Annotated in this window: 18 protein-coding genes; 13 read left to right on the top strand and 5 right to left on the bottom strand. The window is 50.5% G+C overall.

Annotated features, from left to right (window positions below; genetic code table 11):
* Positions 1-62 precede the first annotated feature (62 nt).
* On the bottom strand, positions 63-488 hold the full coding sequence (uspA, locus tag P2G85_RS09970) for a universal stress protein UspA (protein WP_275863955.1): 426 nt from the start codon (positions 486-488) through the stop codon (positions 63-65).
* A gap of 269 nt (positions 489-757) precedes the next feature.
* Between uspA and ftnA the strand changes: the two genes are divergently transcribed.
* From ftnA to P2G85_RS09955, 3 genes are all read left to right on the top strand, one after another.
* Positions 758-1,285: a non-heme ferritin gene (gene ftnA / locus P2G85_RS09965; RefSeq protein WP_275863954.1), complete on the top strand. Its 528-nt coding sequence runs from the start codon at positions 758-760 to the stop codon at positions 1,283-1,285.
* Positions 1,286-1,372: 87 nt separating this feature from the next.
* The gene (gene uspB, locus P2G85_RS09960; protein WP_275863953.1) at positions 1,373-1,696 is read left to right on the top strand and encodes a universal stress protein UspB; all 324 of its coding nucleotides are present in this window, start codon (positions 1,373-1,375) and stop codon (positions 1,694-1,696) included.
* Positions 1,697-1,819: 123 nt separating this feature from the next.
* Positions 1,820-3,013, top strand: coding sequence for an NAD(P)/FAD-dependent oxidoreductase (locus P2G85_RS09955; RefSeq protein WP_275863952.1), 1,194 nt, complete (start codon positions 1,820-1,822; stop codon positions 3,011-3,013).
* Positions 3,014-3,105: 92 nt separating this feature from the next.
* On the opposite strand, the gene P2G85_RS09950 is transcribed toward P2G85_RS09955, so the two are convergent.
* Together P2G85_RS09950 and P2G85_RS09945 are read right to left on the bottom strand one after the other, a co-directional pair.
* Positions 3,106-5,577 (bottom strand): EAL domain-containing protein, encoded by a 2,472-nt coding sequence (locus P2G85_RS09950; RefSeq protein WP_275863951.1) that lies wholly within the window; start codon positions 5,575-5,577, stop codon positions 3,106-3,108.
* Between the two features lie 199 nt (positions 5,578-5,776).
* Complete coding sequence (locus tag P2G85_RS09945) at positions 5,777-6,685, bottom strand: DMT family transporter (RefSeq protein ID WP_275863950.1); 909 nt, start codon at positions 6,683-6,685, stop codon at positions 5,777-5,779.
* A gap of 177 nt (positions 6,686-6,862) precedes the next feature.
* Between P2G85_RS09945 and rmuC the strand changes: the two genes are divergently transcribed.
* The 7 genes from rmuC (at position 6,863) to tatC (ending at position 13,048) form a co-directional block, all read left to right on the top strand.
* Positions 6,863-8,395, top strand: a complete 1,533-nt coding sequence (rmuC, locus tag P2G85_RS09940; RefSeq protein ID WP_275863949.1) for a DNA recombination protein RmuC — start codon at positions 6,863-6,865, stop codon at positions 8,393-8,395.
* Between the two features lie 74 nt (positions 8,396-8,469).
* Entirely contained in the window at positions 8,470-9,252 is a 783-nt protein-coding gene (gene ubiE, locus P2G85_RS09935) for a bifunctional demethylmenaquinone methyltransferase/2-methoxy-6-polyprenyl-1,4-benzoquinol methylase UbiE (protein WP_275863948.1), read from the top strand.
* A 12-nt stretch (positions 9,253-9,264) separates the two neighbouring features.
* Positions 9,265-9,894, top strand: coding sequence for an SCP2 domain-containing protein (locus tag P2G85_RS09930; protein ID WP_275863947.1), 630 nt, complete (start codon positions 9,265-9,267; stop codon positions 9,892-9,894).
* Complete coding sequence (ubiB, locus tag P2G85_RS09925) at positions 9,891-11,525, top strand: ubiquinone biosynthesis regulatory protein kinase UbiB (protein ID WP_275863946.1); 1,635 nt, start codon at positions 9,891-9,893, stop codon at positions 11,523-11,525. The genes P2G85_RS09930 and ubiB overlap by 4 nt, the downstream gene beginning before the upstream one ends.
* Before the next feature lie 49 nt (positions 11,526-11,574).
* The gene (tatA, locus tag P2G85_RS09920) at positions 11,575-11,820 is read left to right on the top strand and encodes a Sec-independent protein translocase subunit TatA (RefSeq protein ID WP_275863945.1); all 246 of its coding nucleotides are present in this window, start codon (positions 11,575-11,577) and stop codon (positions 11,818-11,820) included.
* Between the two features lie 3 nt (positions 11,821-11,823).
* On the top strand, positions 11,824-12,225 hold the full coding sequence (gene tatB, locus P2G85_RS09915) for a Sec-independent protein translocase protein TatB (RefSeq protein ID WP_275863944.1): 402 nt from the start codon (positions 11,824-11,826) through the stop codon (positions 12,223-12,225).
* A 67-nt stretch (positions 12,226-12,292) separates the two neighbouring features.
* Positions 12,293-13,048 carry a twin-arginine translocase subunit TatC gene (tatC, locus tag P2G85_RS09910; protein WP_275863943.1) on the top strand — a complete coding sequence of 252 codons (756 nt, stop codon included), beginning with the start codon at positions 12,293-12,295 and terminating at the stop codon, positions 13,046-13,048.
* 290 nt (positions 13,049-13,338) lie between these two features.
* On the opposite strand, the gene P2G85_RS09905 is transcribed toward tatC, so the two are convergent.
* Positions 13,339-14,106 carry a TatD family hydrolase gene (locus P2G85_RS09905; RefSeq protein WP_275863942.1) on the bottom strand — a complete coding sequence of 256 codons (768 nt, stop codon included), beginning with the start codon at positions 14,104-14,106 and terminating at the stop codon, positions 13,339-13,341.
* Positions 14,107-14,285: 179 nt separating this feature from the next.
* Here P2G85_RS09905 and hemB point away from each other — a divergent pair, with 179 nt between their 5' ends.
* From hemB to polA, 3 genes are all read left to right on the top strand, one after another.
* Positions 14,286-15,347 (top strand): porphobilinogen synthase, encoded by a 1,062-nt coding sequence (gene hemB, locus P2G85_RS09900; RefSeq protein ID WP_275863941.1) that lies wholly within the window; start codon positions 14,286-14,288, stop codon positions 15,345-15,347.
* 126 nt (positions 15,348-15,473) lie between these two features.
* Positions 15,474-15,908 (top strand): GNAT family N-acetyltransferase, encoded by a 435-nt coding sequence (locus tag P2G85_RS09895; protein WP_275863940.1) that lies wholly within the window; start codon positions 15,474-15,476, stop codon positions 15,906-15,908.
* 612 nt (positions 15,909-16,520) lie between these two features.
* Positions 16,521-19,310 (top strand): DNA polymerase I, encoded by a 2,790-nt coding sequence (gene polA, locus P2G85_RS09890; protein WP_275863939.1) that lies wholly within the window; start codon positions 16,521-16,523, stop codon positions 19,308-19,310.
* 757 nt (positions 19,311-20,067) lie between these two features.
* On the opposite strand, the gene yihA is transcribed toward polA, so the two are convergent.
* The gene (gene yihA, locus P2G85_RS09885; RefSeq protein WP_275863938.1) at positions 20,068-20,742 is read right to left on the bottom strand and encodes a ribosome biogenesis GTP-binding protein YihA/YsxC; all 675 of its coding nucleotides are present in this window, start codon (positions 20,740-20,742) and stop codon (positions 20,068-20,070) included.
* Positions 20,743-20,826 lie beyond the last annotated feature (84 nt).

Here is a 20,826-nt window from a genome sequence, read left to right as displayed (position 1 = left end):
TCGTATCAATGTTAGGAAATTGTTCGCAGTCTATCCAAGTTTGCCCGGTGAGCCAATGACCTTTAGTCTTTCAGCGGTACGACCAGCATGTCCACCGGTGAGCAGTTAATCAGCTGGCGGGTTGAGGACAGTATTTTGCTCCAGAAATCCTGGTGGTGGCCACATACCACTAAATCAATACTGTATTCTTTGATGGTGTCACACAATTCATTGCTTAAATCACCACTGCCGACCAGTGTGTGTGCGATCGGATAACCGGCGAACTCTTCAAAGTGAGCCAGTTGGGTACGCGATGCTTCGATGGCCTGATGCTGGGCTTCTGCCATGTTGATATCGATCAGGCCGGTGTACAGCTCGGCATAATTGACATCGATATGAATGAAAGAGACTTTCGCATTAAGCGGTTTTGCCAGTGACACGGCTTTGTTGATCAGTATTTTGCTGTCGTCTGACAGGTCGACTGCGACCAGTATGTGTTGGTAACTCATATGGCTATCTCCTTGATAAGGTCATATCTTCAGAGTAGCACTTAGGCCGGAATTTTTTTGCTGAAGTGATCCCATAACCTTACAGTGGGTATAACTGGAGGTTGAGTCAGATCGCATCGGGTGACCCGCAGTTCATGACAAATTTTCTCTGAGAAACAGCCGCTCAGCCGTTTTGATATCGCTCTGAAATCTGCTGGCCTCGGCGTCACCTGACGCCGGCTTTCATGTTATAGTGAAGTAAAATGCATGCAACAAAAATAGGAGTTAACATGCTGTCTCAAACTATGGTCGAACAGTTGAATGAGCAAATTAATCTAGAATTTTTCTCATCCAATCTATACTTACAAATGAGTGCTTGGTGTGAAGACAAAGGATTTGAAGGCGCTGCTGAGTTTTTACGTGCCCACGCGGTAGAAGAAATGGAGCACATGCAACGACTATTCACTTACGTTAGTGAAACGGGTGCGATGCCGATTCTGGGTACCATCGAGGCGCCGAAACATGACTTCGCAAGCCTGGGTGAGGTGTTCCGCGAAACTTATGAACACGAGCAGATGATCACGGAAAAAATCAATAAGCTGGCTCATGGCGCGTTCACCAGCCAAGATTACTCAACATTCAACTTTCTCCAGTGGTACGTTGCGGAACAGCACGAAGAAGAGAAATTGTTTAAAGGGATTTTAGATAAGATCGAACTGGTAGGTGAAGACGGCAAGGCACTGTTCTTTATCGACAAAGATCTGGCACAAATGGCGAAAGAAGATTCATCTTCAATTATGGGTGCTCCAGCAGCGTAAACGCGTTCCTTACGTGATGGGCTGCGGGTAAAGGCGAAACCGGATCGTCCTTTCTCTTGAGTACCATTGAAGGTGTAGGGAGGAAAGATGATCAGTGGAGATACAATCTTATTTGCGCTAATGGTGGTAACTGGGGTCAATATGGTCCGTTATCTCACCGCTCTTCGTTCTCTTATTTACATCATGCGTGAAGCACACCCGCTGCTTTATCAGCAGGTCGATGGCAACGGTTTTTTCACCACTCACGGTAATGTCACCAAACAGGTGCGTTTGTACCACTACCTGAAGAGCAAAGAGTACTACCACCATCACGATGAACTGTTCATCGGCAAGTGTGAACGGGTGCGGGAGCTCTTCATTCTCTGCTCAGCCTTAGTCGGTGTCACCCTGTTGGGGGCGTTCCTCCTGTGAGCGTAAAAGCAGTGCTTGGAAGTTAGACGCTTTTGCCGTTAAAATGGCGCCTGTCGTAATGAAAGGATGTGCTGCAGCACATCCTTTTTTGTTGGTGTGTATTGTCGGGCAAAAGAGCTACCCATGAGTAAGAAATTTGATGTTATTGTCATCGGCGCAGGCGCTGCTGGTTTGATGTGTGCGGCGGAGGCCGGTAAACGTGGTCGCCGTGTTTTGCTGCTGGATCATGCCAAAAAACCCGGGCGCAAAATTCTCATCTCTGGCGGTGGCCGCTGTAACTTTACCAATTATGATGTCTCGGCTGGTAACTACCTGTGCCAGAACCCCCATTTCGTCAAATCTGCGCTGTCACAATATACCAACTGGGATTTCATCTCGATGGTCAGTAAGTATGGCATTGAGTTTGAAGAGCGCGACCATGGGCAGTTGTTCTGTGTCAATGACTTTAGTGCCAAAGACATCGTCAAGATGTTGCTGAGTGAATGTGATCTGGCAAATATCCAGCAGCGTTACCAGTGTGACGTGCATTCTATTGAGCAACTGGAAATGGGCTTCCGCCTGCATGCCGGTACCGAAGTGGTGGAGTGTGAATCGTTGGTGGTGGCCACCGGCGGCCTGTCGATGCCAAAGCTGGGGGCAACGCCATTTGGTTATAAGATTGCTGAGCAGTTTGGTATTCCGGTGATCCCAACCACCGCCGGACTGGTGCCGTTTACTCTGCACAAGCAGGATAAACAAGATTTTGCTGAGCTGTCCGGGATTGCGATCCCGGCCGAGATCAGCGCCGAAGATGGTACGCTGTTCAAAGAAGCGCTGTTGTTTACCCATCGCGGTTTGTCCGGCCCTGCGGTGTTGCAGATCTCCTCGTTCTGGAAAGCCGGGCAGAAGGTGACGATTAACCTGGTGCCTAATGATGACATCCATACTTTACTTGAGCGCAGTCGCGAGAAGCATCCCAACCAGTCACTGAAAAACACCCTGGCCAAAGTGTTACCCAAGCGCTTGGTCGAAGTGTTGATTGAACGTAAAGAGCTGGCGGATAAACCGCTTAAGCAGTTTAACCCCAAAGAGCTGGCGGCGATTGTTGAGCATCTGGAAAACTGGACGGTGGCACCCAACGGTACTGAGGGCTATCGTACCGCTGAAGTCACCTTGGGCGGTGTCGATACCGATCAGCTGTCATCAAAAACCATGCAATGTAAACACATCAAGGGTTTGTATTTTATCGGTGAAGTGATGGATGTAACCGGCTGGCTGGGGGGCTACAACTTCCAGTGGTGCTGGTCGAGCGGGTACGTCGCCGGGCAGTGGGTGTAGCCGGATTCTGTTTGCCAGGTTGCGTACCCATAGTTCATCACCGGCGCATTAGGCAGGTACCCTGAGAATGGTTACTGGCCTGCGCTGCTGGTTTAGTTGCGCGGTTTGAGTGTGTGTCCGATTAACTCTTCTGCTCGCTGCGGCCTGCTGAAGCGATATCCTTGGCCATAGAGGCAGCCTTTTTCTTTCAGGTAATCGATCTGTTCATCGGTTTCGACCCCTTCCGCCACCACTTTTAGCGACAAGGTTTTGCCCATCGCAATGATCGCATTGACGATGGCATTACTGTCGCTGTTGCTCGGCACATCAGACACAAACGAGCGATCGACTTTCAGCTTGTTGATTGGTAGGCCCTTTAAGTACGACAATGATGAATAGCCGGTGCCAAAGTCGTCCAGTGAGATCTCGGCCCCCAACTCGCGCAGCTGGTTGAGCGATTCGATTGCCAGGCGGGGATCATTGAGCAAAAAGCTTTCGGTGATCTCCAAATCCAGATGCTTAGCCGGAAACTGAGTCTTGTCCAGGATCTGTTTCAGGCGGTCAATAAAGCCGACTTTTTGCAGTTGCAGGGCAGAAACGTTGATCGCAATCCGGCCAAACTCGATGCCCTGATCGAGCCATTGCTTGCCCTGGCGGCAGGCCTGTTCCATCACCCACGGGCCGATCACCTGGATCAGGCCGGTTTTTTCTGCCAGTGGGATGAAGTCCGCCGGCGAGACAGAGCCGAGTTCCGGGTTGTCCCAACGCAGCAACGCTTCCAAACCAATCAGACGATTGTCGTCCAGATGGTATTGTGGCTGGTAGACCAGATACAGTTCGTGTTTGTCGATCGCTTCATGCAATGCGGATTGCAGGCGGACGTGCGACACCGATTTATCGGTCAGATCCGGTGAGTAAAAGGCATAGCCGTTGCGACCGTTTTTCTTCGCCAGGTACATTGCGGTGTCGGCATTTTTCAGCAGGGTTTCGCTGTCCAGGCCGTCGCGTGGGTACAGAGAGATACCGATGCTGGTGGAAACGCGCAGTGACTCCTGGTTGTGGAGCTCAAAGGGTTGCTGAAACACACAGAGAATGTCATTCACTATGCTGAGTAAATGCTCATCATCGCGGATATCCGGCAGGATCACGACGAACTCGTCGCCGCCGATACGCGCGATATGGGCCGTCAGGTCGAGCTGGTGTTGCAGTCGCTGCGCCAGATCAGACAGTAGCTGATCGCCACAAAAGTGGCCCATGCTGTCATTGATGTGTTTGAAGTGGTCGATATCGAGAAACAGGGTGGCAAAGGTGCTCTGATGCTTGTGGCCACTCTCAATATGCTGCTCCAACAGGCTGATCAGGTGGGTGCGGTTGGGTAAGTTGGTCAACGGGTCATAAAACGCCATCCGTTGCAGCTTTTCTTCATGTGCTTTGCGCAGGGTAATGTCTTCGAACACACAAATATAGTTCACCAGTTGGCTCTTATCGTCCATTACCGCGCTGATGGTGGCCAGTTGCGGATAAATGCTGCCATCTTTTTTGCGGTTGATGAACTCGCCTTTCCATTGGCCGTTGCTTTCCAACTGATGCCACAGCTCTTGATAAAAGGCGTCATCATGGTGCCCGGAGCGTAAAATGCTGGGGTTCCGGCCGATCACCTCTGCGGCGGTATAGCCGGTGATGTGGGTAAAGGCACTATTTACATCAATGATTTTCGCACGGTGATTGGTGATCACCATCCCTTCCTGGGATTTGTTAAAGATGGTCGAAGCCAGCGACAACTGGGTTTCGACCATTTTGCGTCGCGTGACGTTGCGCGTCATACCTAAAATGCCGATCAGCTCTCCGCAGTGATTGCGGATCGGTGACTTGATGGTTTCCAGCCAGGTTGGGTTATTGTTGTCATCCATCACCGAGCATTCTTCGACGGTGTTCTGCGTGCCGGTGGCAATCACCCGTTGATCGGTGGCGATAAATTTTTCCGCGCGCTCTTGGCTGAACAGCTGGAAGTCATTTTTACCCACGATTTCACGGCTGGTCATTTGCCAGGCGTTTTCCACACTGCGGTTGGTCAGGGCATAGCGGCCATCCATACTTTTTATCCAGGTATGATCTTCCAGGCAGTCGATAAATTCTTGCAGGGTCGGTACTGATGCGGCAGATCCGGCGAGGGTATGGCCCGCTGGATCTGGTGTGTAGTCCTGGCTGAGGTCAAAGCTGAACCGCCCTGCCAGGGCGCTGAGCCAGGCGGAAATAGTGTCAGTTACTGCGTGGCTGTGCAGGATCGCCAGTGCGGCAAGCAGGCTGCCATCTGGCAGCCAGATCGGGCAACAGCTGAGTGTCTGTGTTTCGAGCGGGCTTTGCCGGACGGTTAATGAAGGCGCTTGCCAGGTTTCACGGGCAAGGCTGAGTTGCTCTAGGATCTCACCACGTTGTTCGTTTAAGGTCGCGACCTCGGTCAATTGCCACTGGCGGGCATAGCCGATGGCATAAAGCTGCCCTTGCGCCTGGTTAGCGGTACAAAACTGCTCGAGCGCCTCTTGCCAGTTGGTCAAAAGGCGGGAAGAAATAGCAAAGCGAAACATAATCTATAAGTATCCTGAACAGCCCGGTGATAGTGCCCAACCATATGCACCATGGTGAGTTCGTGTGGCTGGGCTGTGGCTATATCGTATCCAAACTTTGAATAATTCCAAGCCGGGAGAGATACTTTAGAGCAGAAAAATGCTGTTAAGCTCTCCTTTTTCTGCTTTTGTCAGTTATAGCCTGCCCGTTGTTGGCCAATTAGGTCGTATGTCTTGCCTGACTGGATTTGGTCTTTCGTTTGAGTTGCTGGATCATCAGGCCCGTGATGATCAGTACCAGGCCGATTAAGGTTGAAGGGTGGATTGCCTCGCCGATAATGGTGGCCAGTAGCATCAGTGAGATAAACGGGGAGGCAAAAATCAGGTTACTGATACGGGCAGTGTTTTCTGTCAGCTTGAGCGCGGTGAGCCACAACACGAAAGTGATGCCCATTTCAAACAAACCCACATAAATCACGGCCACCCAGCCTTTGGCGCTGATGTGGCCCCAGCCGGCGCCTTCAAACAGGCTCAGGCCAATCGCAAACGGGATGGCGATCAGAAAGCCTAACAGTACAGCGATGACTGGGTCGGCTGTGTTTTTAGTATTGAGAATCCAGTAACTGGCCCACAGCAAAGTTGACAGCAATGCCAGGCCGACACCCGTCGGGCTTTCAAATTGCATATTCAGTATGTTGCCCTGGGTAGCGATTACAATCACACCTAAATAGCTGAAGCTGCAAGCTATCCAGTCCTGGGCACGGATTTTCTGGCCGAGAAAAACGGCTGCCATTAAGGTGAGGGTGATGGCCCAGCTGTAGTTGATCGCCTGTGCCTGGGAGGCCGGCAGTAAATCGTAGGCTTTGAATAAGATCAGGTAGTATGCCAGCGGGTTGATCAGTCCGAGCAACAGGTAGTAGCCCGGATTGGCGCAAAATACCGTTCTGAGCTGGTTGAGTTTTCCCTGCGCATGGCATACGCCGATCAACGCCAGTGCCGAAACCATGCTGGCCATGGTCAGCATCTGGATCGGCGTAAATTCTGCCAGGGTCAACTTAAACGCGGTGGCGACGGTTGACCAAAGTAATACTGCTGATAGCCCAAACCCCAGGGCGCGACGCTCATTCATGATGCCTCTGTTAGTAATTTCTTGGCCGTGACTGCGGGTCAAGACGATGAGTGATGGGGAGACGTTTTTTGTTGTGCACGTTAGTGTATGCGAGGAATATTTATCCACAAACTGGACATTTATCCAGTACCTAAATACCATTAGCAGAGACACAAAAAACAGGCTAACTCGCTATATATGCAATGGATTCTTGATTATCAATCTCAGCTTCTTCTTTCTCTGTTTTCAGCGGCGCTCAGTGGGGTGTCTGTGGGCTGGTGGGTTAAGCTGCGCTTTGCCACCCGGATACAATTGCAGGAGCAGCAGTTGCAGTCGCAGAAACAGCTACATCAACAACAGCTTGGGCAGATGCAGCAGACCTTGGTGCAGGCACAGCAAGAACTGGATGAACTGGATGATGAGCGCGATAAAGCCGCGTTTGAGGTGAAACAGTCACACGGCAAGTTAATGGCAGCAATGGAAAAACTGCGTTATTTCGATGCGGTGAAACAAGAGCGCCAACAGTATTTTGATGAACTGAATCAGATGCGTGAGCAAAAATCGCGCCTGGAAACTCAGTTGCGCGAGCAGCAGGCGCGCCACGAGCAAGCCAGCCAGGCCAGCGCTGAGAAGCTGCAAATTCTTGAGCAGGCTGAAGAGCGCCTCAAGCAGCAGTTTGAACACCTCGCCAATCAGCTGTTTGAAGAGAAAAGCGCCAAAGTGGATGTCCAGAACCGACAGAGCCTGGAGGGGATACTCTCACCGCTCAGACAGCAGCTGGAAGGCTTTAAAAAGCAGGTCAATGACAGCTTTAGCCAGGAAGCCAAAGAGCGCCATACCCTGGTGCATGAACTGAAAAACCTGCAGCGGTTAAATGAGCAGATGACCCGTGAAGCCGTCAATCTGACCCAGGCGTTGAAAGGCGATAACAAGCAGCAGGGCAACTGGGGTGAGGTGGTGCTGGCACGTGTGTTGGCGGAATCGGGATTGCGTGAAGGGCATGAGTATCAAACCCAGGTTAACCTGCAAAATGAAGCCGGTAAGCGCTATCAGCCGGATGTGATTGTCCACCTGCCACAGGACAAGCAAGTGGTGATTGACTCGAAAATGGCTTTAGTTGCGTATGAACGTTACTTTAACGCCGACAGTGATGCCGAGCGGGAGCGTGCGCTGAGCGACCACCTGGCGGCGCTGCGCGGCCACATCAAAGGGTTGGGCAGTAAGGATTACCATCAGCTCAAAGGCATTCGCAGCCTCGACTATGTGCTGATGTTTATTCCGGTTGAACCCGCTTTCCAGGTCGCTATCCAAGCCGATCCGAGCCTGGTTAAGGAGGCCATGGAGCAGAACATTATTTTGGTCAGCCCGACCACTTTGCTGGTCGCGCTGCGCACCATCGACAATTTATGGCGCAATGAGCGGCAGAATGATAATGCCAAGTTGATCGCCGAACGGGCGGGCAAACTCTACGATAAGCTGCGTTTGTTTGTCGATGACATGGAAGGATTGGGGGGGGCTTTGGATAAAGCCAACCAGACCTATCAGGGGGCGATGAACAAACTTGCCAGCGGGCGGGGCAATGCGATCCGTCAGGCGGAAAGTTTTAAACAGCTGGGGGTGGAGATCAAACGGCCGATATCACCGCAGCTGGCCCAGCTGGCCCAGAGTGAATCATTTTCAGAAAATGCTCCTTTAGTAGAAAGACATCCGGCTGAGGATAAAGTAAACTAACCGCCCGCAACGTAGCGGGTGCTTTGATTGAATGAAACCCGACGGTTGAACCGCGTTGCCCAAGAGGAATTAGAATGACGGACATAAGTGTGCAAGCAAATAAATCGTTAGTGTCTCAAGAGACAACCCACTTTGGCTTTACCACGGTGGCAAAAGAAGAGAAAGTCACCAAAGTGGCTGAGGTTTTCCATTCAGTTGCGGCAAAATACGACATCATGAATGATCTGATGTCCGGTGGTATTCATCGACTTTGGAAGCGTTTCACTATCGATTGCAGTGGTGCACGTCCGGGCCAGCGAATCTTAGATCTTGGCGGCGGTACCGGCGATTTAACCGCAAAATTCTCACGAATTGTTGGTGAGCGGGGGCACGTTGTGCTGGCTGACATCAACAACTCTATGCTGAATGTCGGGCGCGACAAACTGCGTGATAACGGCATTGTCGGCAATGTGCATTATGTGCAAGCTAACGCGGAAGAGTTGCCGTTTCCTGATGACTACTTCGATGCGATCACCATCAGTTTCTGTCTGCGCAATGTCACCGATAAAGACAAAGCCCTGCGTTCCATGTTCCGGGTGCTGAAACCCGGCGGACGTTTGCTGGTGTTGGAATTCTCCAAGCCACGGTTTGCACCGCTATCAAAAATCTACGACGCCTATTCATTCCATCTGCTACCGAAAATGGGTGAGCTGGTGGCGAATGACAGCGAGAGTTACCGTTATCTGGCTGAGTCGATCCGTATGCACCCGGATCAGGATACGCTGGAAGGCATGATGAAAGAAGCCGGGTTTGAGAACACCCAATACTACAACCTGACCGGCGGGATCGTTGCATTGCACCGTGGTTTCAAATTTTAAGGATCAACTGCTATGCCATTTGAACCTCTGATAACTGCTGTACTCGAAACCTCGCTCAACACCCTGATCAAAGACGATCCGGAGTTAGGGCGTCGTTTGGCACGTCTGAAAGGCCAGGTGATCCAGATTCATCTTAAAGAAGTGGATAAAACCCTGACGTTTGTCTTCAGCCAGCAAATTGATGTCCTGGCCCAGTATGAAGGTCAGCCAGACTGCTACCTCTCGCTGCACTTAAGTGTGTTACCGGAGTTGCGCGATCAGGCCAACATTACGCGCTTGATTAAGCAGGATCAGTTGCAGTTGGATGGTGATATCCAGTTGGCGCAGAAGTTTTCCCAGTTAATGACCGACTGTAAGCCGGATATTGAAGAGTGGTTGTCACGGGTGACGGGCGATGTCGTGGCTCATACCCTGGTGCAGGGATCAAAAAACGTCGGCCGCTTTTTGGCCGCGCAGGCCGACAAGCACCAGCGTCATTTGGCGCAAGTGGTCACTGAAGAGTGGAAACTGGCCCCGGCCCCGCTTGAGGTGGCGTATTTTTGTGATCAGGTCGATGAAGTGTGCAGTCAGGCCGCTCGTGTGGAGGCGCGCTTGAATGCCTTGTCTGAGCAGTGCATGCCGCTCTCACGGGAGAATACATGACGCCTGCCGAGCTAAAGCGTTTATACCAGATCATCAAAGTACAGCTGGAATATGGCCTGGATGAGTTGTTGCCCGAGCATCAACTGACCAAGGCACCGCTGCTGATGCGCAAAAGCCTGTTCTGGATAAAGAATAAACATCCGGAAAAGCCGCTGGGTGAACGGCTGCGCCTGGCATTACAGTCACTGGGCCCGGTGTGGATCAAATTCGGCCAGATGATGTCGACACGCCGCGACCTGTTTCCGCCACACATTGCCGGTTCGTTAGCGCTGTTGCAAGATCAGGTCGCACCGTTTGATGGCGAGCTGGCCAAGGCACAAATGGAAAAGGCGCTGGGTGGGCCGCTGGAAACCTGGTTTAGCGATTTCGACATTACCCCGCTGGCATCGGCGTCGATTGCCCAAGTGCACACCGCACGGTTGAGAGACACCGGGCAAGAGGTGGTATTAAAGGTCATCCGGCCAGACATTCGTCCGGTGATTGATTCTGATCTAAAACTGATGCACCGCCTGGCCCGTATCGTGGCAGGTGCGCTGCCGGAAGCACGGCGTTTAAAACCGGTCGAAGTGGTGCGTGAATATGAGAAAACCCTGCTTGATGAACTGGATTTACGCCGCGAAGCGGCCAACGCGATTCAGTTGCGGCGCAACTTTGAAGGCAGTGAAGAACTCTACGTTCCGGAAGTTTTTCCCGACCACAGTAATGAAACTGTCATGGTTTCTGAGCGAATATATGGCATTCAGGTTTCTGATATTAATGGTTTGATCGCCAATGGCACCAATATGAAACTGCTGGCCGAGCGTGGGGTAAGTGTCTTTTTCACCCAGGTGTTCCGCGACAGCTTTTTTCATGCCGATATGCATCCGGGTAATGTATTTGTCAATCCCAAGCATCCGGATAATCCACAGTGGATTGGGCTGGATTGTGGTATTGTTGGTACACTCAATAGTGAAGACAAACGTTATCTGGCGGAAAACTTTCTGGCGTTCTTCAATCGAGACTACCGCCGGGTGGCGGAGTTGCACGTTGATTCGGGCTGGGTGCCGCCTGATACCAATATCGATGAGTTTGAGTTCGCCATCCGGATTGTCTGTGAACCTATTTTTGCGAAGCCATTGTGTGAGATTTCCTTTGGTCATGTGCTGCTAAACTTGTTCAACACGGCACGTCGATTTCATATGGAAGTTCAACCGCAGTTGGTGTTACTGCAAAAAACTCTGCTCTATGTGGAAGGCTTGGGCCGTCAACTCTATCCGCAATTGGATCTGTGGGAGACCGCGAAGCCTTTTTTGGAAGAGTGGATGATGAATCAGGTCGGCCCGAAAGCATTGCTGAATGCGGTCAAGGATCGGGCGCCATTCTGGGCAGAAAAACTGCCTGAGTTACCTGAGCTGCTGTATGACAGCCTCAAGCAAGGTAAAGCCATGAATCAGCGTATGGATCAGTTTTACCAAGGCTATCGTCAGACCAAGCGTCAGCAGGCAACAGGGAAATTTTTATTTGGCGTTGGTGCGACATTGGTCGTATGCTCGGCAATATTGGTGAATAACGCTTTGGAGCAGCTTTCTGTATACAGTGGCATTATCGGTGTCACCTTTTGGCTGCTCAGTTGGCGAGCTTACCGTCGCTAGACGGTAGGCTCTGGAATTAATTTTTGTTCAAAGACCCGAGGTAAAGAGAATGGGTGGTATCAGTGTTTGGCAACTTCTAATCATCGCGGTAATTGTTGTATTGCTGTTCGGAACGAAAAAGCTGCGCGGCATCGGTGGTGATCTGGGTGGTGCGGTAAAAGGTTTCAAGAAGGCCATGAGTGAGGATGAATCGTCTAGCAAAGAGAAAGACGCCGATTTCGAGCCAAAGAGCCTGGAGACACCGCAGCAGAAAGAAGCTGCATCTGAAACAAAAAAAGACAAAGAGCAGGCGTAAAACGTGTTTGATATCGGTTTTTGGGAACTGGTATTAATATCTGTTGTTGGTCTGGTCGTTCTTGGGCCGGAGCGTTTGCCGCATGCTATTCGCAGTGTGTCTCGGTTTATCCGCTCTGCAAAAAACATGGCAAACAGCGTCAAAGACGAACTGTCGCATGAGTTAAAAGTCCAAGAGCTGCAAGAAAACTTGCGTAAAGCCGAGCAAATGGGGATGAATGACCTCTCTCCGGAGCTTAAGTCTTCAGTGGACGAACTGAAGCAGGCGGCGCAGTCTGTCAATCGCCCTTATGCGGACTCAACTTCGAACACCGACCCGGCCAGTGATGTATCACGCCAGGCTGAGAAGGCGGTTGATGACGCCGCGAAGGCTGAAGTGACAACGGCAGATAAGAAAGCCGAATAGTCTCATTAGGAGGAGCTACTGATGTGCAGTGGCTCCTTTTTGATCCGTTTTACTGTAGAGGTTTGCCATGTCTACTGTCGAGCAGACACAACCTTTGATTAGCCATTTACTCGAACTTCGCAACCGCCTGCTGCGCTCCCTGTTGGCCGTGCTGGTGGTGTTTGTCGGGCTAATTTATTTTTCCAATGATATTTATGAGTTTGTTTCCGCACCGTTAGTCGAACGTTTGCCTGAAGGGGCGACGATGATCGCAACGGATGTGGCTTCGCCGTTCTTTACCCCGCTGAAGCTGACGTTGATCGTATCGGTATTTATCGCGGTACCGGTGATCCTCTATCAAATCTGGGCCTTTGTCGCTCCGGGTTTGTACAAGCACGAACGTCGTTTGATCATGCCACTGATGTTCTCCAGTTCATTGCTGTTTTATTGTGGTGTGGCCTTTGCGTACTTTGTGGTCTTCCCGCTGGTGTTTGGCTTTTTTACTGCCATCTCGTTGGGAGGGGTCGAGTTTGCTACGGATATCGCCAGTTACCTTGATTTCGTTCTGGCGCTGTTCCTTGCGTTTGGGATTGCATTTGAAGTCCCGGTGGCGATTATTTTGTTGTGTTGGACTGGCGCGACGGATCCGGAAAGCCTGAAAGCCAAACGGCCCTATATTGTGGTTGCTGCCTTTGTGGTCGGGATGTTATTGACCCCACCAGATATGATTTCACAAACCCTGCTGGCGATCCCTATGTGTTTATTGTTTGAGGTCGGGGTATTTTTTGCCCGGTTTTATACCCGCAAAGATGAACAGGCAACCGAGACAGAAACAGAAGAGTAACCAAAAAGCGGCCAATCGGCCGCTTTTTGGTTTATTTGGCTTGGGTATTTCAGCGGATTTTCAGGATGTAGCCGCATTTGCTACAGACGTACACCTCTTTTATCCCGAGTAGTTTATCCACCAAGCTACGGTGTTGGCGTTGTAAATAGATCCCATGGTTACACATCATCGCTGGCCGAAATTTATTATTCATATAACTAACATAGACAACATGTTGCTTATTGGCCAATGGCGATGGTAAATTTGCTTAGCGCGTCTTCTGCTTTGGCTGGTCGTTTGCCCGGTGCCTCTCAGCCGTTCAGGCGAAACAGGCTTAACGCATTGTCGCTGGTGAGCTGATCGATCGCGTTCACGTCCTGCTCGCGCAGCTGGGCGATTTTCTGTGCCACCAGCTGGGTGTAGGCTGGCTCGTTACGTTTGCCGCGGTGGGGCACGGGGGCTAAGTACGGGCAGTCGGTTTCTAAAATCACCCATTGCATATCCAGGTGAGGGATCACCTTATCCATGCCGCCGTTTTTAAACGTGGAGACCCCTCCCAAACCAAGATGAAAACCGAGCCCATTGATCGCTTGCGCTTCTGCCACGCTGCCACCAAAGCAGTGAAAGACCCCGCGCAGGCGACCGTCTTGTTCCTGGCGCAGTAAAGCCAGAGTTTCTTCAATCGAGTCACGGGTGTGGATCACTACAGGCAAATCCAGCTCTTTCGCCCAGTTGAGCTGGGTGACAAAGGCCATTTCCTGCTCTTGACGATAGGTTTGGTCCCAGTACAGGTCGATGCCTATCTCGCCGACGGCAATGAACGGGTGCCGGTCAAACCAGCCGCGCATCACTGCTAACGTGTGCTCTACATTGGCATCGACATAACAAGGATGCAGCCCCATCATCGAATGGCAGGTGCCCGGGTAAGCCGCCTCGGTTTCCAGCATCGGGGCGATGGAGTCCAAATCAATATTAGGCAGCAGGATTTTGCTGATACCTTGTGCCCGGGCGCGTTCGACCACGGCATCCCGATCGTTATCAAATTCGCTGGCGTAGATGTGAGCATGCGTATCGATCATTGTTTCTCTCAGTCGGTTTAGGGGATTTGTCCAGAGTATACTTGAGTGTGAGAGCAGGATCATTTCTGGTAATTTTTTACGGCTTTTTATTAATTGCCGCTCTTTTCGTGCATCAAGAGTGATATGATTTTGGCACCCGATGACAAGCTCATCACAACCGTCCAGACAAGGAGAAAATGGTGTCTGTATCAATTCAAGGTCCATTTCCGGCGCGCCGCATGCGTCGCATGCGCAAGCATGACTTTAGCCGTCGCCTGATGGCAGAAAATCAACTTTCTGTGAACGATTTGATTTACCCGATGTTTATCTTGATGGGGAAAGATCGCCGTGAAAGTGTTGAGTCTATGCCGGGTGTCGAACGTTTATCGATTGATTTAATGCTGGAAGAAGCCCAGTACCTCGCCAACCTGGGTGTGCCGGCCATCGCACTGTTCCCTGTCGTCAACCAGGATGCGAAAAGCCTGGGCGCCGAAGAAGCCTACAACCCGGAAGGGTTGGTGCAACGGGCTGTTCGGGCGTTGAAAGAGCACATCCCGCACATCGGGGTGATCACCGACGTAGCGCTGGATCCGTTCACCACGCACGGCCAGGATGGCATCATCGATGAGGACGGCTACGTGTTGAACGATGAAACTACCGAAGTGCTGGTGAAACAGGCGCTGTCTCACGCTGAAGCAGGTGCCGATGTGGTGGCTCCGTCGGACATGATGGATGGCCGTATCGGTAAGATACGTGAGGCGCTGGAAGCTGCGGGCCATATCCATACCCAAATTATGGCGTACTCGGCCAAATATGCGTCAAACTATTACGGACCATTCCGTGATGCGGTCGGCTCTGCCTCTAACCTCAAAGGCGGCAACAAGAAAAACTACCAGATGGATCCGGCCAATATTGATGAAGCGTTGCACGAAGTGGCACTAGACATTAATGAAGGTGCGGACATGGTGATGGTCAAACCAGGCATGCCTTACCTTGACGTCGTCCGCCGAGTGAAAAGCGAGTTGCAGGTGCCAACCTTTGCTTATCAGGTCTCAGGGGAGTACGCGATGCATAAAGCGGCGATTCTGAATGGGTGGCTGAAAGAGCGGGAAACGGTGATGGAATCGCTGTTGTGCTTTAAACGCGCCGGTGCGGATGGCATCTTGACCTACTTCGCCAAACAGGTTGCGGAGTGGTTAGCTGAAGAGAACGCGCAAGCCGCTCAACACCTGAGTTCAACTCAAGAAGTGATAGAAGAGTAATTATCGCTGATTGAGAAACACCGGACCGACAGGTGTTGTCGGTCTTACTATACCCAAGTAACCTCAAGGTGGAATACGTCCGGCTTGGATTTACTTGGGTATCTTTATTTCTGCGGGAGTAAAACAATGACGATACTGATTCGTGAAGGCACGCTGCAAGAGGCAAGCCAGGTAATGGCTCGTGTACCTGAGTTTACCCTTGGGGAGACGCCAGATGCGATGTTGCAGCGGCTTGGGGATAAAACCAGCTTAATCTTAGTGGCGGAGAAATCAGGCGTAATGCTCGGCTTTAAAGTCGGCTACGAGCTGGATGACGACACTTTTTACAGCTGGCTGGGGGGCGTGGTAGCAGAAGCACGAAATGAAGGCGTGGCACAGATGCTGTTAGAGGTACAGGAAGAGTGGGTGACAGAGCAAGGCTACAAAACGTTAAAAGTGAAATCGCGCAACCAGTTTCCTGCGATGTTGAGATTGTTACTGAGAAATGGATACCTGATTGAAAAAGTTGAAGAAAAGTCAAATTTAAGAGAGTCACGTATTCATTTTATTAAGGCGCTTTAAATTTAAATGATATTTTTTCTCATTTAGTGGTTGATTATTAAATGAGAATCATTATTATTAATTGCGTCTAAGGGAATCAGGCAGTTCGCTCTGGTATGTGTAACCGGCTCACATTACGGTGATAAGTGCAGCATTCCGGTCGGTGGACTGGCAAGCATTCTTTTTGACACGACATTGCTCACATTGCTTCCAGTGTAATTTATAGCTATTGGGTTCAGCTGTTATGTCAGTGCTCTCAGCTTTACCACTTCTGCTAAGCGGCCTCATGAGGCCGCTTTTTTCTTTTCTGCAAATTCTATTTGACGCCATTTGGCAGAACTTTTCCACACGGCATGATCATTTCAGGATCGTGGATCTTTTTGTAATAATAATATTTTTTATATATAAAACAAACGCTTAGTTAAACTTGTTTGCCGTTTTTATTTTGTTGAACAATCGGTGGATAACTTATATAAACAGACTTATCCACAGGTGGGCCGGGCTAGTGGCGGATAAATCACAACATTTCCGCGAAGTGGATCGAACGAACGAGATAGATTCAGTTGGGCAGTCGTGGCATCCTATCCCAATCTGAAAAACTTCTAATACGTACTGATTTGGATACAGACAATTATGGCAAGTATTCCTGAAAACCCGTTGATTCTTATCGACGGTTCTTCTTACCTCTATCGCGCTTTCCATGCCTATCCGGGCACCATGAGCAACGGTGAAATACCGACCAATGCCGTCTATGGCGTTGTGAATATGTTGCGCAGCATGATGCGCCAGTTTGCCTCTGAGCGTATGGCCGTGGTGTTTGATGCCAAAGGCAAAACATTTCGTGATGAACTGTATCCAGAATATAAGGCCCACCGACCTCCTATGCCGGATGATCTCCGCTGCCAGATCGAGCCATTACACGATGTGATCCGGGCAATGGGATTGCCTCTTATCTGTGTGCCGGGGGTGGAAGCGGATGATGTGATTGGTACTTTAGCCTATCAAGCCTCGCAACAAGGCATGCCTGTATTGATCAGTACGGGAGATAAAGATATGGCGCAGTTGGTGGATGATAATATTACCCTGATCAATACCATGACTAACGTGGTGATGGATCGTGAAGGAGTGGTGGAGAAGTTTGGTATTCCACCGGAACTGATCATCGACTATCTGGCATTAATGGGCGATAAAGTCGACAACATTCCGGGAGTGCCTGGCGTTGGTGATAAAACGGCGACAGCCCTGCTACAGGGTATTGGTGGCCTGAGCAAGTTATACGATAACCTGGATGACATTGCGTCCCTCGGCTTCCGTGGTTCCAAGACAATGGCCAAGAAGTTGGTTGATAACCAGGAAAACGCTTTTCTGTCTTACCAGCTGGCGACAATTAAACTGGATGTGGAACTGGACTGCACCCCCGAATCTCTTGTCAAAGCGGTGCCTGACACCGATGAGCTGATCAAACTGTATGGCCAGTTGACGTTTAAAAACTGGCTGAACGATTTGCTTTCCGGTGGTAATGGTGTGGTGGAAGCGGATGGAAAGTCTGCTGCTGTACGTGCTGCTGCGCCGGCGCAGGCTCCGCTGGATACGGCTGCTGTCACGATCGACCGCAGCCAGTACGTTACCATTCTCGATGAAGCCACGTTCCAAGAATGGCTTGAAAAACTCAAACAGGCGGAGTTGTTTGCGTTTGATACTGAAACGGACAGCCTTAACTATATGGTTGCCAATCTGGTGGGCGTATCGTTTGCCACTGAGGAAGGCGTTGCCGCTTATGTTCCGCTTGCCCACGACTACCTGGATGCACCGCAACAGTTGGATCGTGACTGGGTACTGGCCCAGTTAAAACCGCTGCTTGAGGATGACAGCCAGGCGAAAGTCGGTCAGAACCTTAAATATGATGCCTCAGTGCTGGCGCGTTACGGTATTGAGATGAAGGGCATCAAGCATGACACTATGCTGGCTTCTTACGTCTACAACAGCGTTGGCGGTAAGCACGATATGGACAGCCTGGCGTTGCGCTTCTTACAGCACAGTTGTATCTCCTTCGAGCAGATCGCGGGCAAAGGTAAGAATCAGTTAACCTTTAACCAGATTGAGCTGGATCAGGCCGCGCCTTATGCTGCCGAAGATGCGGACGTCACTTTGCGGTTGCATCAACGTATCTATGCCAACCTGGAGCAAGACGAAAAGCTCAAATCCGTCTATCACGATATTGAAATGCCGCTGGTGCCAGTGCTGTCGCGCATGGAGCGTACCGGGGTACTGATTGATGATATGAAGCTGGCAGCTCAGTCGCAGGAAATTGCTGCCAGACTGGAAGAGTTAGAACAACAAGCCTACGCCGTGGCAGAGCAGGAGTTCAATATGAACTCACCGAAGCAGTTACAGGCGATCTTGTTTGACAAAATGGGGCTGCCGGTCGTCAAAAAGACCCCGTCTGGTGCGCCATCGACCAACGAAGAGGTCCTGCAAGAGCTGGCACTGGATTACCCGTTACCTAAGCTGATCCTGGAATACCGTGGTCTGGCCAAACTCAAGTCCACTTACACCGACAAGCTGCCGAAGATGATCAATCCGGCGACCGGCCGGGTGCATACCTCTTACCATCAGGCTGTGACAGCAACCGGGCGTTTGTCTTCTACCGATCCTAACTTGCAGAACATCCCGGTCCGTAATGAAGAGGGCCGCCGGATCCGCCAGGCATTCATCGCGCCGAGCGGTTATAAAATCCTGGCCGTCGACTACTCACAGATTGAGTTACGCATCATGGCGCACCTGTCAGGGGACAAGGCTTTAGTAGATGCCTTCCAGCACGGTAAAGACATCCATGCTGCGACCGCGGCGGAAATCATGGGGGTAGATATTGAGCAGGTAACCAGCGAACAGCGTCGCCGGGCTAAAGCGGTTAACTTTGGCTTGATCTATGGTATGAGTGCATTTGGTCTGGCAAAACAGCTGGGCATTCCGCGTGGTGAAGCCCAGGCGTACATGGACCGGTATTTTGAACGCTACCCAGGTGTGATGCAGTACATGGAAGACACGCGCAGCACGGCCGCTGAGCTGGGTTATGTCGAAACCCTGTTTGGACGTCGTTTACATTTGCCGGAGATCAAATCGCGTAATGGCATGCGGCGTAAAGCGGCGGAACGTGCGGCAATCAATGCGCCGATGCAAGGCACCGCCGCCGATATTATTAAAAAAGCCATGCTGTTAGTCGATCAATGGCTTGAGCAACAGGGCCAGGGGCACGCCAAGCTGTTGATGCAAGTGCACGATGAACTGATCCTGGAAGTGGAAGAGTCATCTCTGTCCGAAATTGAAAGTAAAGTACAGGATTTGATGCAGTCTGCAGCTGAGCTGAAAGTCCCTTTGGTCGCCGATGCGGGTCATGGTGATAACTGGGATCAGGCCCACTAGACACTTTTAATTCAAAAATGGCATTTTTATATGAGCCAGCGCACATTCGCTGGCTTTTTTTTGCTTTTAAAAAAGAACAGGCCATTTGCTCTTTAATGTCATTTAACAAAAATGTCATGAAAAAAAACTACAAAAGTACTTTGCAATTCTGACCAATTGTTGTACATTAATCGACGTAGGGTACAGAGGTAAGATGTTCTATCTTTCAGACCTTTTGTTTCACGTTATTGGATTAGGCTGATTCAGCCGCCCCAGTCAGTTTTTGACTGGGGCGTTTTTTATTGGGCCTTATAAAAATCAATTCCAATCAGAAACTTAAACTATACCGCCGCCACTTTCGTACTTTTCCTGTCTTTTTGTACCCGGTTGGGATTCCATCTGCTGGTTCAGGTTGCATTTTGTTGGATGTAAATTTACGCCAGTCACATTCTGATTTCTTCTTCCCGAAAACTAAGTTACGCTTTTTTAGCGAGAGTTGGTTATTAACGTCTTGATTTATAGAAAAAATATGTTGAGTAGCCAAATATGGCCGGAAAAGATCGCGGGTTCAGGTGTCGGTTTAACGCTTGAAATATGCCCGCAGTTCAGTAATGCTGCGACCCATAACAATAATTACCAATTTTTCTCTCCCGTTATCCCTGCCAGGAAGGTGGGGATTTTTATTGCCTGAAGGAAATGGGCGCCGGGCAACAGCTTCTGCCGGATAGCAAAAGCCCCACCAGGGGGTGGCGGGGCTCAAAGGTCAGATGACGGAAACTTATTCGTCGGTTGCTGGCATATCGCCCTGCACCGTCGCGTCTTGCTCCTCCTCTTCAAGCAGGTGAGCAAAGGCCGGGGCAAACCAAGTGTCCAGTTTGGCGCGCAGTTGGTCGACGCCTAAGCCTTTTAAGGACGAGAACACGTCCACCGCCACATCACCGCCAAAGGTTTCGGCTTGTTTACGTACCTTTAACAATGCTTGCTTACGTGCACCACTTTTCAGCTTGTCTGCTTTGGTCAGTAACACCTGCACCGGAATGCGGCTGTCGATCGCCCAGAAAATCATCTGCTGGTCGAGGTCTTTCATTGGATGACGGATGTCCATCAATACCACCAACCCCTTCAGACACTGGCGTTTTTGCAGGTACTCACCCAACGCCTTTTGCCATTTGTTCTTCATTTCAAGCGGAACTTGGGCAAAACCGTAGCCCGGCAGGTCGACAATATGACAGCCTTCATCGACTTTAAACAGGTTGATCAACTGAGTACGGCCTGGTGTTTTAGAGGTTTTGGCCAGGCTCTTCTGGTTGGTCAGACGGTTAAGTGCACTCGATTTTCCAGCATTTGAGCGCCCGGCAAACGCGATTTCGACACCTTCGTCCTCCGGTAAATGACGAATATCGGGTGCACTGGTGATGAAATGCGTGTTTTGGTAATGAATTTTTACGCTCACTGTTAACTCCATCTCGACTTTGTGTAGTCGATTGATTACTTTTTTGTGAAAATGTGTAAAATAACCGTGCTCGGCATAAGGTCG

The sequence above is a fragment of the Vibrio sp. CAU 1672 genome (genome assembly GCF_029223195.1).
Taxonomy (GTDB): Bacteria; Pseudomonadota; Gammaproteobacteria; order Enterobacterales; family Vibrionaceae; genus Vibrio.
Note: the sequence above shows the minus strand (reverse complement) of the source record. Positions and strands in the feature narration are given on the sequence as shown.